Source organism: Pseudomonas sp. Z3-6, assembly GCF_051131985.1.
GTDB classification, from domain to species: Bacteria; Pseudomonadota; Gammaproteobacteria; order Pseudomonadales; family Pseudomonadaceae; genus Aquipseudomonas; species Aquipseudomonas zanjanensis.
The window spans coordinates 1,686,060-1,704,248 of the sequence record NZ_CP071644.1 but is presented as its reverse complement, the minus strand read 5'-3'; the positions used below and the strand labels follow the sequence as shown (position 1 = coordinate 1,704,248).

Annotated in this window: 16 protein-coding genes; 6 read left to right on the top strand and 10 right to left on the bottom strand. The window is 61.2% G+C overall.

The genetic code is table 11. From position 1 onward, the window contains the following. Positions 1-130: 130 nt before the first annotated feature. Positions 131-856 carry a 4'-phosphopantetheinyl transferase family protein gene (locus J3P88_RS07740; protein WP_434574582.1) on the top strand — a complete coding sequence of 242 codons (726 nt, stop codon included), beginning with the start codon at positions 131-133 and terminating at the stop codon, positions 854-856. 116 nt (positions 857-972) lie between these two features. Here J3P88_RS07740 and J3P88_RS07735 read toward each other — a convergent pair whose 3' ends face one another. Together J3P88_RS07735 and J3P88_RS07730 are read right to left on the bottom strand one after the other, a co-directional pair. Beyond that, on the bottom strand, positions 973-2,583 hold the full coding sequence (locus tag J3P88_RS07735) for an ATP-binding protein (RefSeq protein WP_186707041.1): 1,611 nt from the start codon (positions 2,581-2,583) through the stop codon (positions 973-975). Then, positions 2,580-3,302 (bottom strand): response regulator, encoded by a 723-nt coding sequence (locus tag J3P88_RS07730; protein WP_434574581.1) that lies wholly within the window; start codon positions 3,300-3,302, stop codon positions 2,580-2,582. The genes J3P88_RS07735 and J3P88_RS07730 overlap by 4 nt, the downstream gene beginning before the upstream one ends. Positions 3,303-4,179: 877 nt before the next feature. Here J3P88_RS07730 and J3P88_RS07725 point away from each other — a divergent pair. After that, positions 4,180-7,071, top strand: coding sequence for a ribonucleoside-diphosphate reductase subunit alpha (locus tag J3P88_RS07725; protein WP_053124363.1), 2,892 nt, complete (start codon positions 4,180-4,182; stop codon positions 7,069-7,071). 345 nt (positions 7,072-7,416) lie between these two features. Here the strand turns inward: J3P88_RS07725 and flgE are convergent, their stop codons facing one another. The 6 genes from flgE to J3P88_RS07695 form a co-directional block, all read right to left on the bottom strand. Beyond that, positions 7,417-8,733, bottom strand: a complete 1,317-nt coding sequence (flgE, locus tag J3P88_RS07720; RefSeq protein ID WP_411385401.1) for a flagellar hook protein FlgE — start codon at positions 8,731-8,733, stop codon at positions 7,417-7,419. A gap of 28 nt (positions 8,734-8,761) precedes the next feature. After that, positions 8,762-9,484 (bottom strand): flagellar hook assembly protein FlgD, encoded by a 723-nt coding sequence (gene flgD / locus J3P88_RS07715; RefSeq protein WP_434574580.1) that lies wholly within the window; start codon positions 9,482-9,484, stop codon positions 8,762-8,764. Positions 9,485-9,499: 15 nt separating this feature from the next. Then, positions 9,500-9,943, bottom strand: coding sequence for a flagellar basal body rod protein FlgC (flgC, locus tag J3P88_RS07710; protein WP_039591882.1), 444 nt, complete (start codon positions 9,941-9,943; stop codon positions 9,500-9,502). Positions 9,944-9,946: 3 nt separating this feature from the next. Next, complete coding sequence (gene flgB / locus J3P88_RS07705; protein ID WP_186707045.1) at positions 9,947-10,354, bottom strand: flagellar basal body rod protein FlgB; 408 nt, start codon at positions 10,352-10,354, stop codon at positions 9,947-9,949. A 352-nt stretch (positions 10,355-10,706) separates the two neighbouring features. Then, the gene (gene cheR, locus J3P88_RS07700) at positions 10,707-11,534 is read right to left on the bottom strand and encodes a protein-glutamate O-methyltransferase CheR (RefSeq protein WP_186707046.1); all 828 of its coding nucleotides are present in this window, start codon (positions 11,532-11,534) and stop codon (positions 10,707-10,709) included. Positions 11,535-11,592: 58 nt separating this feature from the next. Beyond that, positions 11,593-12,519: a chemotaxis protein CheV gene (locus tag J3P88_RS07695; protein ID WP_186707047.1), complete on the bottom strand. Its 927-nt coding sequence runs from the start codon at positions 12,517-12,519 to the stop codon at positions 11,593-11,595. Positions 12,520-12,597: 78 nt separating this feature from the next. On the opposite strand from J3P88_RS07695, the gene flgA reads away from it, so the two are divergent. From flgA to J3P88_RS07675, 4 genes are all read left to right on the top strand, one after another. Next, positions 12,598-13,362 (top strand): flagellar basal body P-ring formation chaperone FlgA, encoded by a 765-nt coding sequence (flgA, locus tag J3P88_RS07690; RefSeq protein WP_186707048.1) that lies wholly within the window; start codon positions 12,598-12,600, stop codon positions 13,360-13,362. A 172-nt stretch (positions 13,363-13,534) separates the two neighbouring features. After that, complete coding sequence (flgM, locus tag J3P88_RS07685) at positions 13,535-13,849, top strand: flagellar biosynthesis anti-sigma factor FlgM (protein ID WP_434574579.1); 315 nt, start codon at positions 13,535-13,537, stop codon at positions 13,847-13,849. A gap of 47 nt (positions 13,850-13,896) precedes the next feature. Further along, on the top strand, positions 13,897-14,364 hold the full coding sequence (locus J3P88_RS07680) for a flagella synthesis protein FlgN (protein ID WP_186707050.1): 468 nt from the start codon (positions 13,897-13,899) through the stop codon (positions 14,362-14,364). Positions 14,365-14,456: 92 nt separating this feature from the next. After that, positions 14,457-15,203, top strand: coding sequence for a flagellar brake protein (locus J3P88_RS07675; RefSeq protein ID WP_186707051.1), 747 nt, complete (start codon positions 14,457-14,459; stop codon positions 15,201-15,203). 157 nt (positions 15,204-15,360) lie between these two features. Here J3P88_RS07675 and J3P88_RS07670 read toward each other — a convergent pair whose 3' ends face one another. Further along, positions 15,361-16,716, bottom strand: a complete 1,356-nt coding sequence (locus J3P88_RS07670) for an MFS transporter (protein WP_186707052.1) — start codon at positions 16,714-16,716, stop codon at positions 15,361-15,363. Between the two features lie 70 nt (positions 16,717-16,786). Then, entirely contained in the window at positions 16,787-18,028 is a 1,242-nt protein-coding gene (locus J3P88_RS07665) for a glutamine synthetase family protein (protein ID WP_434576376.1), read from the bottom strand. Positions 18,029-18,189 lie beyond the last annotated feature (161 nt).

Below are 18,189 nucleotides of genomic sequence, written 5' to 3'. Positions count from 1 at the left end.
CGCTCACAGATCTTTTGGGGCCGCTTCGCAGCCCAGCGGGAGCAAGCTCCCTCGCCACAAAAGCCAGCCTCTGCCCCATACACACGCCCCCCACTACCCAGCCTCAAGCCAACCCGGCAAAATGCCCGGCATGAAGACACTCCCCACCCTCCCCGCCTGTTGCTCGCCCCTGGATGAGCACTGGCTATTGCCCGACGCCCTGCCCGATACGGTGTTGCTGAGCACCCGCTTCGACCCGTTGTTGCTGGTGGGCGCCGACTTCACCAACAGCGTCATCGAGCCACCGGCGAGCATCCAGCGCTCGGTGGCCAAGCGTCAGGCAGAGTTCCTGGCCGGGCGGATCTGCGCTCGGGCGGCGTTGCAGCGACTCGACGGCCAGATTTGCGTACCGGCCATTGGCGAAGACCGCGCCCCGGTGTGGCCGGCGCATATCAGCGGCTCGATCACCCACAGCACGGGCCGGGCAGCGGCCATCGTCGCGAAAAAAGAACACTGGCAAGGCTTGGGCATGGACGTGGAGAACCTGCTCGACCCCGAACGCGCCGAACGCCTGGCCGGTGAAATCCTGACCTCGCCAGAGCTGCAACGCATGACCCGGCTCGCCCGCGATGACCGGGCCTTGCTGGTGACCCTGACCTTTTCAGTGAAGGAAAGTCTGTTCAAGGCGCTGTACCCCATTGTCAGGCAGCGTTTTTATTTCGAGCATGCCGAGGTGCTGGACTGGACACCCGATGGACAGGTGCGATTGCGTCTGCTGACGGACCTGTCGGCCGAGTGGCGCCATGGCAGTGAGCTGCAGGCGCAGTTTGGGGTGAAGGATGGGCAGTTGTTGAGCCTGGTGGGGATCAGGGCCTGAGACTTGTTGTGCCTGGAATGCCGCCTTCGCGAGCAAGCCCGCTCCCACAGATGGAATGCATTCCAAAATGTGGGAGCGGCTTGCTCGCGAAGGGGGACTATCGATCACTGCATCTCTCAAGACCTGTCCTGATGCCTCGGCCAACTCAAGCTGAAGCACGCCCCTCCCAAGCTTTTGCTCTTGCCGATCAATGCCCGGCCATCGTGCCAGTGGATGATCCGCCGCACGATCGACAACCCCAGTCCGTGGCCGCCCGAAGCCCGGGCGCGGCTGTCGTCCAGGCGCAGGAACGGCTTGAAAATCCGCTCCCATGCCGCTTCCGGCACGCCGGGCCCGTCGTCTTCCACATCCACCCGGCAGCGCAACTGGCCCACCTGATAACTGACCGTGACCTTGGAATGGGCGTGGCGCATGGCATTGCCCACCAGATTCTGCAAAGCGCGATGCAGGAAGCGTGGCTCGGCCTCGACCCAGGCGCCGTCGCAATCAGCGGCCGACAGGCAGAGGCCGCGCTCGACGATGACTCCGGCCCGCAACGGTCCCAGTTCATCGATCACCTGATTGACCAGCGCATCCAGATCCACCCGCTGGAAATTCAAGGCCGGTGAGCCTTGTTCCAACCGCGCGTAGGTGAGCATTTCGTCCACCAGCCGATCCAGGTCTTCGATGTCGTGGTCCATGCCCGCCAGGTATTTATCCCGGGCCTGAGGCGTGGTGGCGCTGCCGAGCATTTCCAGGCCGAAGCGCAGGCGCGCCACCGGGGTGCGCAATTCGTGGGACACCGCCCGCACCAGCTCGCGCTGGATCGCCAACAGTTGCTGCAGGTGTTCGGCCATGCCGTTGAACGCCGCAGCCAGTCGCCCGACCGAGTCGGCGCCTCGGGCGGGCACCCGGGTTTCCAGGCTGCCCTGGGCGATCTGGGTGGCGGCCGATTCCAGGCCACGCAACCGTCGCTCCAACTGACGCACCAACAGATAGACGATCAAGCCGATCAGACTCAAGCCCAGCGCCGCAATCAACACCAGCCATTGCGGTGGATAAGGGTTCATCTGGTACAGCGGGCCAATCTCCAGCACCCACGGCGTACCGACCATGCCAGCGAAGACCCGGATGGAGTCGCCGCCCTTGCCCAGGGCCATCACCGTATCGCCCTCGGACACGCGACGGCGCTGGTCTTCGTCCATGTCAGCCTGCTCGGCGGTCATGAGTCGCAGGTCGAAACCAAAGCCTTTTTCCTGCTCCAGTTGCGCCAACCGCTTGGGTTGCTCGGCCACCGGGTAACGCACCAGTTCGTCGGCCAACAGGTAAATGGTCGCGCGGGCCAGTTGCTCGCTGATCTGCTGGACTTCCCCCACCAACATCAATTGCTCGGCATCATTGACCAGCCGATAGACCTTTGCCGCGTGCGGCCCGGTCTGCTCGACCAGCGCCTGGCCGCGCAGTACGCGGGTGCGCTGGCCGAGGTCGAGGTCGGTCTGGGTGAAGGTCTGCAACGCCAGGGGAATGCCCAGCAGGCGCTCCCACACCGCCAGCGCCCGGCGGCGCTCGGTGTCGTTCATCGGCCGCAGGTTGTCGGCCATCAACGAAAACGTGCCGTGGGCCAGGCGCTCGCGGTATTGCTCGCCGCGGGTCTGGTTGAGCAGGTGCAGGGCCAGCACACCGAGGATCGCCACCAACACCAGCGCCGCGCACATGCCGCCGTAAATACGCAGGAAGATCGAATTCACGGCGCCAGGTCTACGCAAGCTTCAGGAACGAACAGGTAGCCTTTGCTGCGGATGGTCTTGATCAACCGTGGATGGTCCGGGTCGTCGCCGATCTTGGGGCGGATTCGCGAAATGCGCACGTCGATGGAGCGGTCCTGGCCGTCATAACCAATGCCGCGCAGGGCGGTGAAGATTTCTTCCCGGGACAGGATGCGCCCGGCATTGGACACCAGCAGCCACAGCAGGTCGAATTCGGCGCTGGTCAGCTCGATACCGTTGCCCTGCAACCAGGCTTCGCGCAGGGCATCGTCGACCACCAGCGGGCCGAATTGCAGGCGCCGCGGCCTCTGCACCGTACTCGGCTCCGGCTCGCTGCGCCGCAGCAGGGCCTGGATGCGCGCCAAGAGCAGACGCGGGCGAACCGGCTTGCAGACGTAGTCATCGGCGCCCAGGTCCAGGCCCTGGATCTGATCGGTGTCGTCGGTGCGAGCGGTGAGCATCAGGATCGGCCCGTCATAGTGCTGGCGCACTTTACGGCAAATGCTCAGGCCGTCTTCACCGGGCAGCATCAGGTCGAGGACCACCAGGTCCGGCTGCTCGGCAATGATCCGCGCCGCCGCCACCGCACCGTCGCCTTCGATGGCGACACGCAACCCGTTGCTTTCGAGGTATTCCCGGGTCAGCTCGGCCAGACGCTGGTCATCCTCGACGATCAATACCTGCCAGGCTTCTTGTTCCACTGGGGCCTCGTCTTGCTGCGAATATAAAAGGAAGGATCAGCGCAAACCCCTGTGGCGAGGGAGCTTGCTCCCGCTGGGGCGGTCCGACGCTTCGGGCGAAGCAGCCCCAAAAACTTGCGAGCGCTGCGCACTCGAGCGGGAGCAAGCTCCCTCGCCACAAAGTGCCCGCTTCAACTATTCGGAAACACCTCCCCCCATCTTTTTGTCATGTTAAAGGAGGATAAACACACCCATGCATGGGCCGATTGTATAAACGTCGCCTGCGCAGAAAACAAGCAGACAAATGCGTTTCGATCGGGTGGGTTTTCTGTGGTAACGTCCGCGCCCGCAAAAACCTTCAAGCTGTTTTCGGATCGTCGAAACCAATGAAAAAAGGTCCACTCCAGCTAGGTCGCGGCCTACAGAGCTGTTCCACGTTTCGCACACAAATTACGCACAGGCTTATCCACAGGTAGTACGTTGCATACCCCCCCAAAACGCATTATCTTGTAGCCCGCCGCGTAAAAAACCCTACATGTAGGGTTTCAGGCCAAAAAACCAAACACAAGTCGGGCAGAGAATTCAAGCGCTTTTCTTGCTTCTGTCCAACTGGAACATCGCATTTCCCCAAGCCCAGACCGCCCCTGCGGATGGCAACTGTTTCAAGGTCCGAAACGACCGAAACGGTACGGGTGTTGCAGTCAATTGCTGCCACCCCGGCAACCCGGTTTCGAGCCTCGCTCGCAACCTGAGAACTTCGGATGGAAGCGGCATTAAACGCCTGCTTCCTACTGTCCCGAAGTTGTTATGCCCGGCGCCAGTCGGTTGTAGTGCTTCAGGACGGAACGGTGGGCACCGTGATGGTGCCCAAACAAACATAGAGAACGTGGAGACACCCATGCACACCGACACAACTCGCGAGAACCCGCAGGGCACCGCGCCGCTGGCCGCCGATTCGAGCCCGGATCTGTCCGCCACCGCGCCGGGCCAACTGCGCGTGATCAAGCGTAACGGCACTGTCGTTCCTTACACCGATGACAAGATCACCGTCGCCATCACCAAAGCGTTCCTCGCAGTTGAGGGCGGCACCGCTGCCGCTTCGTCGCGAATCCACGACACCGTGGCCCGCCTGACCGAACAGGTCACCGCGACCTTCAAGCGTCGCATGCCGTCGGGCGGCACCATCCACATCGAAGAAATCCAGGACCAGGTCGAACTGGCCCTGATGCGTGCCGGCGAGCAGAAAGTGGCCCGCGACTACGTGATCTACCGTGACTCCCGCGCCAAGGAGCGTGCTACCCGCTCCCCTGCCGACGCCCCGGTCCAGGCCCACCCTTCGATCCGCATCGCACGCGCCGACGGCAGCCTGGCGCCGCTGGACATGGGCCGCCTGAACACCATCGTCACCGAGGCCTGCGAAGGCCTGGAAGAAGTCGATGGCGACCTGATCCAGCGCGAAACCCTGAAGAACCTCTATGACGGCGTCGCCCTCAAGGACGTCAACACCGCGTTGGTGATGACCGCGCGGACCCTGGTGGAGCGCGAGCCGAACTATTCCTTCGTGACCGCCCGCCTGCTGATGGACACCCTGCGTGCCGAAGGCCTGAGCTTCCTGGAAGTTGCCGAGAGCGCGACCCACCACGAAATGGTCGACCTGTATGCCAAGGCCCTGCCAGCCTACGTCGCCAAGGGTATCGAATTCGAACTGCTGAACCCGGTCCTGGCCGAATTCGACCTGGAAAAACTCGGCAAGGCGATCAACCACGAGCGCGACCAGCAGTTCACCTACCTGGGCCTGCAAACCCTGTACGACCGTTACTTCATCCACAAGGATGGCGTGCGTTTCGAACTGCCACAGATCTTCTTCATGCGCGTGGCCATGGGCCTGGCCATCGAAGAGAAGCAGCGTGAAGACCGTGCGATCGAGTTCTACAACCTGTTGTCGTCCTTCGACTACATGGCCTCGACCCCGACCCTGTTCAACGCCGGCACCCTGCGTCCGCAGCTGTCGAGCTGCTACCTGACCACCGTTCCGGATGACCTGTCGGGCATCTACGGCGCGATCCACGACAACGCCATGCTGTCGAAATTCGCCGGTGGCCTGGGCAACGACTGGACTCCGGTTCGCGCATTGGGCTCGTACATCAAGGGCACCAACGGCAAATCCCAGGGCGTCGTGCCGTTCCTCAAAGTAGTCAACGACACCGCTGTCGCGGTCAACCAGGGCGGCAAGCGCAAGGGCGCGGTCTGTGCCTACCTGGAAACCTGGCACATGGACATCGAAGAGTTCATCGAGCTGCGCAAGAACACCGGTGATGACCGTCGTCGTACCCACGACATGAACACCGCCAACTGGATCCCCGACCTGTTCATGAAGCGCGTCTTCGATGACGGCAAGTGGACCCTGTTCTCGCCATCCGAAGTGCCGGACCTGCACGACCTGACCGGCAAGGCTTTCGAAGAGCGCTACGAGTACTACGAAGCCCTGACCGAGTACAACAAGATCAAGCTGTTCAAAGTCGTCCAGGCCAAAGACCTGTGGCGCAAGATGCTGTCGATGCTGTTCGAGACCGGCCACCCATGGCTGACCTTCAAGGACCCGTGCAACCTGCGCAGCCCGCAGCAGCACGTGGGCGTGGTCCACAGCTCGAACCTGTGCACCGAGATCACCCTGAACACCAACAAGGACGAGATCGCGGTCTGCAACCTGGGCTCGATCAACCTGCCGAACCACATCGTCGACGGCAAGCTGGACACCGCCAAGCTGCAACGCACCGTGAACACCGCCGTGCGCATGCTCGACAACGTGATCGACATCAACTACTACTCGGTGCCGCAAGCGAAGAACTCCAACTTCAAGCACCGTCCGGTGGGCCTGGGCATCATGGGCTTCCAGGACGCGCTGTACCTGCAGCACATCCCGTATGGTTCGGACGCTGCGGTCGAGTTCGCCGACAAGTCCATGGAAGCGGTCAGCTACTACGCGATCCAGGCTTCCTGCGACCTGGCCGACGAGCGTGGCGCCTACGAGACGTTCCAGGGTTCGCTGTGGTCCCAGGGCATCCTGCCGCTGGACTCGCAACAGATCCTGATCGCCCAGCGCGGCCAGAAGTACATCGACGTTGACCTGAACGAATCCCTGGACTGGGCACCGGTTCGTGCCCGCGTGCAGAAAGGCATCCGTAACTCCAACATCATGGCCATCGCACCGACCGCCACCATCGCCAACATCACCGGCGTGTCGCAGTCGATCGAACCGACCTACCAGAACCTGTATGTGAAATCGAACCTGTCGGGCGAATTCACCGTGATCAACCCGTACCTGGTTCGCGACCTCAAGGCTCGCGGCCTGTGGGACTCGGTCATGATCAACGACCTGAAGTACTACGATGGTTCGGTGCAGCAGATCGAGCGCATCCCGCAAGAGCTCAAGGCGCTCTACGCGACCGCGTTCGAAGTGGACACCAAGTGGATCGTCGACGCCGCCAGCCGTCGCCAGAAGTGGATCGACCAGGCTCAGTCGCTGAACCTGTACATCGCCGGCGCCTCGGGCAAGAAGCTGGACGTGACCTACCGCATGGCCTGGTACCGTGGCCTGAAAACCACCTACTACCTCCGTGCCCTGGCCGCTACCAGCACCGAGAAGTCGACCATCAACACCGGTAAGCTGAACGCGGTTTCCAGCGGCGGCAACCACGGTGACGATTCGGTCCTGGCTGCTCCAGCCGGACCTGCGCCAGTGCCGAAGGCCTGCGCGATCGACGAGCCGGATTGCGAAGCTTGCCAATAAGCTGAGCGGGTGGGCGTGTAAAAGCGCCCGCTGAAGAAGCCCCCGATAGACCGCTGGTTTATCGGGGGTTTTCTTTTGTCTGGAGGAAAGTCGGCGCCTGGCCCCATCGCGAGCAGGATGTAGAACTGCGTACACATAACCCTGTGGGAGCGGGCTTGCTCGCGAAAGCGGTGGGTCAGGTACCGTCAATGCTGATTGTGCCGACGCCTTCGCGAGCAAGCCCGCTCCCACAGTCGGAAGTTGTTTGCTCGCGATGAGGCCGGGACAGGCAACACAAAATAGCCACCCATAAAAAAGCCCCTCTTTCGAGGGGCTCCTTGTACAGCCTTCAAACAGCCATCGACATCAAGCCATCTGGATGATGGTCTGCATGATGGTGCTCTGGGTGGAGATGGTCTTGGCGTTCGCCTGGTAGTTGCTCTGGGCCTTGATCAGCTCGACCAGTTCGTTGGTCAGGTTGACGTTGGACTCTTCCAGGGAGTTGGAGACGATCGAACCCAGGGTACCGGTCTGTGGCGCATCGTAGCCCGGGATGCCCGAGGCGAAGGTTTCTTTCCAGCTGGTGCCACCTACTGGCTGCAGGCCCTGCTCATTGGTGAAGCTGGCGAGGGCGAGCTGGCCGATCGGCTTGGTCTGGTTGTTGCTGAAGTTAGCCAGCAATACACCGCTGCCATCGATGGTCAGGTTAGTGATCTGGCCAGTGGCGTAGCCGTTCTGGGTTGGGATCGAACGGGCGGTGTCGGCGTTGAACTGGGTGGTGTTGCCCATGGAAATCGTAATGGTCGGCGCACTGGCGGCACCGTTGGCGGTCCATGTTCCGTTGGTCACGGTGCCAGGAACCCAACCAGTCAATACCAGATCGCTGTTGATAGTCGGCGTAGTGGCAGGCGGCACTGGCGGCGTGCTGACCTGCGTCAACCGGCCACTCGAATCAAAGGACATGGTCGAAGGGATCGGCGCGTTCGCACCGGTCGTGGTCGGCGCGCTGCCATTGAGGTTACGACCATCGATCAAGGTGTAGACATTCCAGGTGTTGCCGGAAGTCTTGACCATGTACTGGTCCATGGAGTGCTGGTTGCCCTGGGTGTCATAGACCGGGGTCGTGAACTGCTTGGTAAACGTAGCGGTGTCGGCCGGGTTGAACGCGGCAGTGATCGGCGTCGCTGTCGAGTTCAGGTTGATGGTCGACGATACCAGGCTGGTGGCGGTCGGCGGCAGGTTCGAGGTGTCGATGCGCAGGTCGGTCAGGATGCCGTTCTGGATCTTGCCGTTGGCATCCACGCCATAGCCCTGCAGGCGCGAGGTGCCATCGCTGTTGGTGATGAAACCTTCCTTGTCGGTCTTGAACGTACCGGCACGGGTGTAGCTCAGGGAGCCGTCGTTGCTCAGGACAAAGAAGCCCTGGCCCTGGATGCCCATGTCCAGCACGTTGCCGGTGTTGTTCACGTCACCCTGGCCGAACTGCTGGGAAACGTTGGCCAGGCGCACGCCGTTGCCGACGGTCTTGCTGCCCGAACCCAGCTTGGTGGCCGAATAGACGTCTTCGAATTCCGCGCGAGACGATTTGAAACCGGTGGTCGCCACGTTGGCGATGTTGTTGCCGGTCACGTCCAGCTGTTTGTTGGCTGCATAGAGACCGCTAAGGCCGATGTTGAAAGACATGTTGACTCCTTTTGCCGGTTAGTCGGCTCTACATACCAATAGTTTGTACTTTGGACAGGGCAATGCTGCCCAGCCCGGCCAGGTTGAGCATCAGCTCACCGCCCGTCTGGCTGATCGTCACGCTGCTGACCGTGGCCGGCAGGTTGGTGATCAACGACGTGGCCTTGCCATCGATGGTGGTCGAGGCCGCGAAGGTGTACGTGCCCGACTCGACCGTCGCGCCCGCGTCGTTCTTGCCATCCCAGATGAAGGCGGAGTTGCCGGCCTTCTGGCTGCCCAGGTCGATAGTGCGGACGGTCTTGCCATCCTTGTCCATGATCTTGACCGAGAGGGAAGACACTGCCGCCGGTACCACCACCGTGCCGTTGAGGCTCTTGGAGGTGTCGACCACGGCCTTGTCACCGGGCGCGATCACCGAGCGACCGACCAGGGACGAAGCCTGCAACGCCTGGGACGAGTTGTAATTGCCAGCGATGCCGCTGACGGTGTCGTTGAGCGTGGTGATGCCTTCCAGGCTGCTGAATTGCGCCAGTTGGGCAACGAATTCACCGTTGTCCTGTGGCTCCAGCGGGTTCTGGTTTTTCAATTGGGTAACGAGCAGTTGCAGGAACGCATCCTTGCCCAATTCCTGGTTGCCGCTCGCCGCATTGGTCGCCGCGCCCAGGCCATCGGTCGTGGTGTTGGTCTTGACCGAGGAGTTGGCCAGAATCTCGTTGAGGCTCAAACCGCCTGTTGTACTGGTGACGCTCATATGAATCGCCCCTTATCACTGACCGAGGGTCAGGACCTTCTGCATCATGGTTTTGGCGGTGTTCATCATTTCGACGTTGGTCTGGAACGAACGACTGGCGGAAATCATGTCGGCCATTTCTTCGACGACGTTGACGTTCGGGTAGTAGACATAACCCTTGGCGTCCGCGGCCGGATGGTTTGGCTCATAACGTGCTTCGAGGTTGCTCTGGTCTTCGACCACGCCAAGCACTTGCACGCCCTGCCCCGCCGCGTCCTGGTCCTGGAACAGCGAGTCGCTGCCGCCGGACTGGCCGCCCTGGAACATGGTGGCGAACACCGGGTGGCGGGCGCGGTAGGTCTGGTCGATGCTCGACGAAACGGTCTCGGCGTTGGCGATATTACTGGCGACGGTGTTCAGGCGAGTGGTCTGGGCACTCATGGCACTGCCGGCGATGTTGAAAACGCTCGCGATCGACATGGCTTACTCTCCACGCAGGGCCGATACCAGCCCTTTGAATTTACTGTTGAGCAGGGTGAAGCTGGCCTGGAAGTTCACGGAGTTTTCCGCGTAGTTGGACTGTTCCAGTTGAGCGTCCACGGTGTTCTGGTCGATCGACGGCTGCATCGGCGTGCGATACATCAGCGATTCGTCGCCGCTGCCCACGCCTTCGGCTTCGATATGACGGTTGTTGGTCATGTTCAAGGCGAAGTGGCCGTTCTTGGTCTTCTCGTTCTGCTCGGCGAGCACCTTGGAGAAGTCCAGGTCACGCGCCTTGTAGTTCGGGGTATCGGCGTTGGCGATGTTGTTGGCCAGGACTTCGGCACGCTGGGCGCGGAAGCTCAGGGCCTGTTCGTGGATACCGAGCGCTTTATCGAAGCTGATACTCATGTCGGAAACCTTTGGGTGACCAGAATGTACGTACGATGGCTTTAGCAAGCGTCGTGCCACTTTCAGAAACCCCGTAAACCGGGGCTTTGCGGGGATCGGCAAAGCGGCAATGCCAGAAAAGCGGCAATCGGCTTCCGCTGGCTGCCGCTTTTCTGCCGCTTTCGCCACATGCATGCATCCCATTGTGGGAGCGAGCCTGCTCGCGAAGGCGGTGTGTCAGTGACTGTTATCTTGACTGACACACCGCTTTCGCGAGCAAGCCCGCTCCCACAGGGGACTGTGGTGGATTAGAGAAAACCGGCAGGCAAAAAAAACGGGAACCCATGGGGCTCCCGTTCTTTTACAAAGCCAATCACTTCGCCTGGTAGATGATCCCCGGGCTGCACTGGACCATCTGGTAATGATCCGGCAAACCGTTCAACGCCTCGGAGGCGCCGAGGAACAGGTAGCCACCCGGCTTGAGCGTGCCATGGATACGCAGCAGGATGTCTTTCTTCACTTCGGCGGAGAAGTAGATCAACACGTTGCGGCAGAACACGATGTCGAACTTGCCCAGGCTGGCGTAGCTGTCCAGCAGGTTGAACGAACGGAACTCGACCCGGCTCTTGATCGGCGCCTTGACCACCCACTTGCCCGGCCCTTTCGGGTCGAAGTAGCGTTGCAGGCGGTCCGGCGACAGGCCACGGCCGATGGCCAGGCTGTCGTACTCGCCGGTCTTGCAGTTATTGAGCATGGTGCCGGACAGGTCGGTGGCAACGATCTGCACGCCACCTTTCAGCTGGCCCAAGTTGGTCCGCTCGAACTCATCGATCGACATCGACAACGAATAGGGTTCCTGGCCCGACGAACAGGCCGCCGACCAGATCCGCAGGCGCTGGCCCGGGCTGGCCTTGATGGCCGCCGGCAGCACTTTGTTCTTCAGCACCTCGAATGGATAGGTGTCACGAAACCACAGGGTTTCGTTGGTGGTCATCGCGTCCACCACCATCTCGCGCAAGCCGCTGCGCGGTTGGGTCTGGATACGCTGCACCAGCTCGCCCAATGACTTGAGGCCCTGTTGCTCCATCAATTTATTGAGACGGCTCGACACCAGGTACTGCTTGTTTTCACCAAGCAGGATGCCACAGGCTTTTTCCAGGAAGACCCGGAACTGTTCGAAATCCAAATTACCCGTAGACAAGATACCGCCTCTTTCATCGTGTTGACTTGCCGGGCGCACAACGCACCCGACCTCTACTTTATTCTGCTGCCTTGATCCGATCGACGACCCGGGACGCCAGGTCATCGGGGCGGAATTTCGCCAGGAAATCGTCGGCACCGACCTTCTTGACCATCGCCTGGTTGAAAACACCGGACAACGAAGTATGCAAGATGATGTGCAGCTTTTGCATACGCGGGTCGCTGCGGATTTCCGAAGTCAGGGTGTACCCGTCCATCTCCGGCATCTCGATGTCGGAGATCATCATCAGGAACTCTTCCTCGGGCTTCTTGCCCTCGTCGACCAGCTTGCGCAGGTAATCCAGCGCCTGTCGCCCGTCGTTCAACGCCACCACATCGACGCCGACCGTTTGCAGGCAACGAGTGACCTGCTTGCGGGCCACCGAAGAATCGTCGACGGTCAGCACCCGCAGCGAAATCGCCTTGTGCTGGGTCTCGGCGTCCACCACGCCCGCGGAGATCGCTTCCGGCGTGGGTGCCACTTCGGCGAGGATTTTCTCCACGTCGATGATTTCCACCAACTGGTTATCGACCCGTGTCACCGCCGTCAGGTAGTGATCGCGACCGGTGCCCTTGGGCGGCGGATGGATCTCTTCCCAGTTCATGTTGACGATGCGTTCCACCGAGCGCACCAGGAAACCCTGGGTCTTGGTGTTGTACTCGGTGATGATCACAAACGGATTGCTCTGGTCCAGCAGCCGACCGGAACCGGTCGCCATCGCCAGGTCGAGAATCGGGATGGTCGCACCCCGGATATTGGCCACACCGCACACGACGGGGCTGGACTTGGGCATCAGGGTCAGCTTGGGGCATTGCAGCACCTCGCGGACCTTGAATACGTTGATCCCATACATTTGTTGGCCGTCGAGACGGAACAACAACAGCTCCAGGCGATTCTGACCGACCAGCTGAGTGCGCTGGTTTACCGAATCCATTACTCCCGCCATGCCCTGACTCCTACCTAACGCTAATGTGTCCGACGCGCATTCATCACTAAACGGCACGGGGCTTGCTATTGAACCGGCATGAACGCACAAACGACATTTTCTCGACGCCTGACCACTCACTGCCGCCACTGGCTCGGTGCACTGTTGGCTGCCTGCCTGTTCACCTCGGGCGGTCCTGCCCTTGCGGCGGTTCCGGTTACCTTGCCTGATCTCCTTATCGGCGTCACTCAGGGCTTTCTTGAATTCACCGTAGAAGACTATCTGGCAACCAGTCAAACCGAAGGTCGTTACGAAATCGAAGTCAACCAGCTCGACCCGCGCCTGCGCATGCCCATGTGTGACAAGGAATTGACTGCTTCCCTGGAGAGCCCGGCCCGGCCCCTGGGTCGCGTCACGGTGAAGGTCCGTTGTGACAGCGCCGCGCCCTGGACGGTGTTCGTGCCCGCTCAAGTGCGCCTGTTCCGGGAAATTGTCACCACCACCCGTCCGCTCAAGCGGGCCGGGATCGTCGAGCCCCAGGACGTCATGTTGCGCGAGCGCGACATCAGCCAGATCACCCAGGGTTTCCTGACCTCGGTCGATCAGGCCGTCGGGCAGAAACTTGTCCGACCAATGGTCGCCGACCAAGTCGTGACCCTGGTGCACCTGGAACAGGCCGAGGTGGTCCGCAAGGGCGACCAGGTGGTCATCACCGCCCGCAGCGGTTCCCTGGCCGTGCGGATGCCCGGCGAGGCCCTGTCCAATGGCGGCATGCGTGAACAGATACGAGTAAAAAACCTTAACTCCCAGCGCGTCATCAAGGCGCAGGTGATGGCCCCAGGCCAAGTGGAAGTGGCGATGTGATGACCCGATAGAGGAGGTAGAAAGCTGGCGCTTGATCCCGGTGTTCCCTAGACTGTGCCTTATGCAAAGGCAAGCGCAGACGTGCGCACGTTCATTGAATAAATGAGCCTAAAGTTTTTTTGGGAATGGCCGAAAACATGGCAAGCGTCCAAATACCCAGAGGTTTTTTACCATGGTCATCGATTTCAATCGTTTAAACAGCTCTTCACCGCTGACAGGCACTACGCGTACCAGCGCCACCAAGGAAACCGTCGAAACCGACAAATCCGCGCCGCTGTCCACGCCAGCCGAAGTCAGCAACGGGGAGTCGGTACACCTCAGCAATGAGGCTCAGCAGTTCCAGAAGCTCACTGACAAGCTGCGCGATCAACCTGTCGTCAACAACGCCCGCGTGGCCGAGTTGAAAGCAGCCATCGCCGATGGCAGCTACAAAGTCGACAGCAACCGCGTAGCCAGCAAACTGCTCAACTTCGAAGCCCAGCGCTAGGCCGCCGCCTGCGCCAGGCTTTTGGACGCTAAGACCCAAGGCCAGCCATGCACGACACTCAATTATTGCAACTGATCATCGACGACTTCGTACCAGCGCAACAATTGCTGGAGTTATTGCAGGCCGAATCCGTGGCCCTGCACGGTCGTGACATGCCTTTGCTGGAAAACATCCTGGCGCAGAAACAGGCACTGATCATCTTGCTCGACCAGCATGGCCGCAAGCGCAGCGAGATCCTCGCCAGCCTCAACCTGCCCGCCAATCATGACGGCCTCGAGCAATTGGCCGGTCAGTCGACCGTCGGCGATCAGTTGCTGTCCCAGAGCAAGGTGCTCAACGACCTGCTCGCCCAATGCCAGGCCACCAACGCCCGCAACGGCCAGTCGATCCAGATGCAGCAGGCCGCCACCGCCAACCAATTGCGCATTCTCAACGGCGGCGAGATCCCGACACTGTATGACGCCAGCGGTTCGACGGCCAGAATGGTCAAGCACCGTCCGCTCAGCCAGGCATGAAACGAACTATGCCTTCGCTCTATCAACGCGCGAAACATGCTGGCAAAATGCTAGCCATTCGTAGTCGTATTTTGCCTGGAGATTGACCCACCGTGTTCAATGCCTCAAACGCGGATGATGCTCCGCAGCCACCCAAGGTCCTTACCACGCCCCTGGAAATCTCCGGCAACCTGCGGATGCTGCAAGATAGCCACGACCCGCTGATCATTACGTTCCATGAACGTACCCAGCGCTTTCAGAGTTATCTGGTCAATGTCGATCGCGAGACCAACTCCATCGCCCTGGATGAAATGATTCCCCGGGACGGCGAGCGTTTCCTACTGGCCGGCGAGCCGTTTCGCGTCGAGGGCTTCCATGACGGCGTGCGCATCGCGTGGGATGGCAAGGGCCCGCTGACCATCGATGAATCCAGCGACGGTCGCTGCTACCGCGGCGCCCTGCCCGACGAGGTGGTCTACCACCAACGTCGCAACGCCTTCCGCGCCGCCTTGAAGCTGGCACAACTGGTGAGCGTTGAACTGGGCGGCGACAAGATGAAGTCCCCCGTAGAAGGCAAGCTGCTGGACATTTCCGCCACCGGTTGCAAGTTGCGTTTCGACGGCGATATCACCGAGCGACTGCAATTGGGCCAAGTGTACGAGCGCTTCGTCGCAGCCCTGCCGTTTGGCAACATGACCGCCCCCGTCGAGCTGCGCTACCTGCACTTCGAAGAACGATTCAACACCACCTTCGCCGGCGTACGCTTCCACAACATCAGCGGCCTGGTGCAACGGCAAGTCGAGCGGTTCGTCTACCAGCTCCAGCGCGAAGCCCGCCGCTTCGACAAAGACGACCTCTGATCCTCAAGGCATAAAAAACGGGCAGTCCCTTGCGGTGACTGCCCGTTTTTTTTATGCCTGCCCTGGACGGTTTCACTTCGATCCAAGTGTTGTTGTGTTTGGGCTCACCTCATCGCGAGCAAGCTCGGCTCCCACACTGGCTCTCCAGTGTTCAAGCTCAAGGCCTGGCCTGGGTAAAACTGGGGCCCTCGGGCTCTTCGGTTTCCGCAGCGGCTTCGGCGGCTGGCTCAGGCTCCCCGTCCGGATTGGGCGATGTCTGCATTTGCTCCTGAACGACCTGCTCGTCGACCCGCGGATCAAGGCACGCCACCAAGGGCGAGCTGGTCATGTTGTCCGGCATGGCCACATGGTGCAGCGGCGCATCATCGACCTGATGCAGATTGGTGACTGCTTTCGGCCGAATCCGCCACACGAGCACCAACGCAAACAAAGCAAAGAAGCCATACAGCATCTGGCTGCCGTACAGCTTCATCAGCACGCCGGCCACCAATGGGCCGATACTGGCGCCCACGCCGTAGGTCACTAACAGCATCGCCGTGAGCGACACCCGGCGATCGCCCTCGACGTGGTCGTTGGAAAACGCCACCGCCAGCGGGTACAGGCAAAACTGCACCAACGAACAGCAGAACCCCGCGACGAACAATATTTCCAGCGGCACCTTCGACAAGATGGCCAGGGGCAATGCACACACCGCCAGGGCCAGAGCGAAGCAGCGGATCAACAGTGCGCGGTCATAACGATCCGATAGCCAGCCCAGCGGCCACTGCACCAGCAGGCCGGCAAAGATGCAGCTACCCATGAACAGGCCGACCTGTTCGGTGCTCAGGCCCTGCTGGGAGGCGTAGAGCGGCGCCAGACCGTAGAAGGAACCCACGATCAGCCCCGAGCCCAACACCGTGGTCAAAGACTGTGGCACGCGTTTTATAAAGAAACGCGGCTCCATCGGTGCCGGATGCAGCGGTGCCGGGTGAATCCGTCGGGTCAGCGCCACCGGCACCAGGCACAGGGCGAAACACAGCGCCACCAGCATCAGCAGTTCCAGGCCCAGGGCGGGGTGCATGACCAGGATCAACTGCCCCAGTACCAACCCCAGGTACGAGGCAATCATGTAGCCGCTGAACACCACACCGCGCTGCTTGGCGTCGGCCTGTTCGTTGAGCCAGCTCTCGATGACCATGTACTGGCACATCATGCCGAGGCCAACGATCATCCGCAGCACGATCCAGGCCGGCAGCCAGTTCACCAGGCCATGGCCCAGCACGGCCGCCCCGACGATCCCGGCACAGGCCGAGTAGGCGCGGATGTGTCCGACGCGGGCGATCAGCCGGTGACCGATCTTGCCGCCCAGCACCAGGCCGAAATAGTTGGCGGCCATCAGCGCACCGACCCAGAGGCTGTCCACATGGTCGGCGGCCAGGCGCAAGGCCAGGTAAGTACTCAAGAGGCCCGAGCCGATCAACATCATCAGCGAGGCGAAATAAAGCGCTCGAAAAGGTTTCCAGATTTGGCGCATCGGCGTTCCGAGCGGCTCCTTGAGGTAAGTAAGGGCTATCCGTTGAAGATAGCCCGAATGCGACGGTTCGTTAGGCCTGGGCCGCGAGGACACGCCGCTCCCAGGGCGTGATTTCGTCAAAGAAACTGGTCAGTTCCAAGGTCTTGGAGGCGATGTAGCCTTCGATGAACTCTGTGCCGAACAGTTCCTTCGCCAGATGACTACGCTTCAGACGCTCCAGGGCGGCATGCAAGGTACATGGCAGCGACAGATTATCCGGCACTTCGAATTCGCCCTGGATCGCCGCGCTCGGCTCCAGGCGATGTTCGATCCCGTACAGCCCGGCGGCCAGGCTGGCGGCAATCGCCAGGTAGGGGTTGGCATCGGCCCCGGGCAAGCGGTTCTCGACCCGTCGGGCCACCGGCGAACTGGCGGGAATCCGCAACCCGGCCGAACGGTTGTCATGGGACCAACAGGCATTGTTCGGCGAAGCGAACGGATGGCACAGGCGTTGGTAGGAATTCACGTTCGGCGCGAACAACGCGGTGAAGTCCGCCAGGCACGCCTGTTGCCCGCCGATGAAATGCCGGAACGCGGCCGTCGGGTCGCCCGCGTCGTCAGTGAACACGTTGCCGCCGCTGGCCGCCTCGACGACGCTCTGGTGGATATGCATCGAGCTGCCCGGCGTATGGGCCAGGGGCTTGGCCATGCAGACCACGGTCAGGCCGTGCTTGAGGGCGACTTCCTTGAGCAGGTGCTTGAACAGGAAAGTCTGGTCCGCCAGCAACAAAGGGTCGCCGTGTAGCAAATTGATTTCGAACTGGCTCACGCCCATTTCATGCATGAAGGTGTCGCGAGGCAAGCCCAGCGCCGCCATGCAGGCATAGACTTCGCTGAAGAACGGGCGCAGGCCATTGTTGGAACTGATGCTGAACGCCGATTGGCCGTCTTCGCGCCGTCCATCCAGGCCCATCGGCGGCTGGAACGGCTGGGTCGGGTCCGGGTTGGGGGCGAAGACGAAAAATTCCAGCTCGGTCGCGACCACCGGCGCCAGGCCAAGGGCCGCATAACGCGCGACAACTGCCTTGAGCTGGCCGCGTGTCGACAGCCGGGAGCTTTCACCGGTCAGCTCGTCGGCGTCACAGATCGCCAGGGCACGGGGCTGTTGGCTCCAGGGCAAGCGGTGGATCTGTTTCGGATCGGCCACCAGCGCCAGGTCGCCGTCATCGCTGCCGTAGAAGCGCGACGGCGGATAACCGCCCATGATGCATTGCAGCAGCACGCCCCGCGCCAACTGCAACCGCCGGCCTTCGAGGAACCCCTCGGCGGTCATCACCTTGCCTCGCGGCACGCCGTTCAAATCCGGCGTGACGCATTCAATCTCATCAATGCCCGTCAGTCGCTGCGCGAGTGAACGCTGGCCATCGGTTGTCATGACGCAATCCTTGTTATGTGCGAGCCGCGAACGGCAACCCGTACAAAATAGGCTCCGGC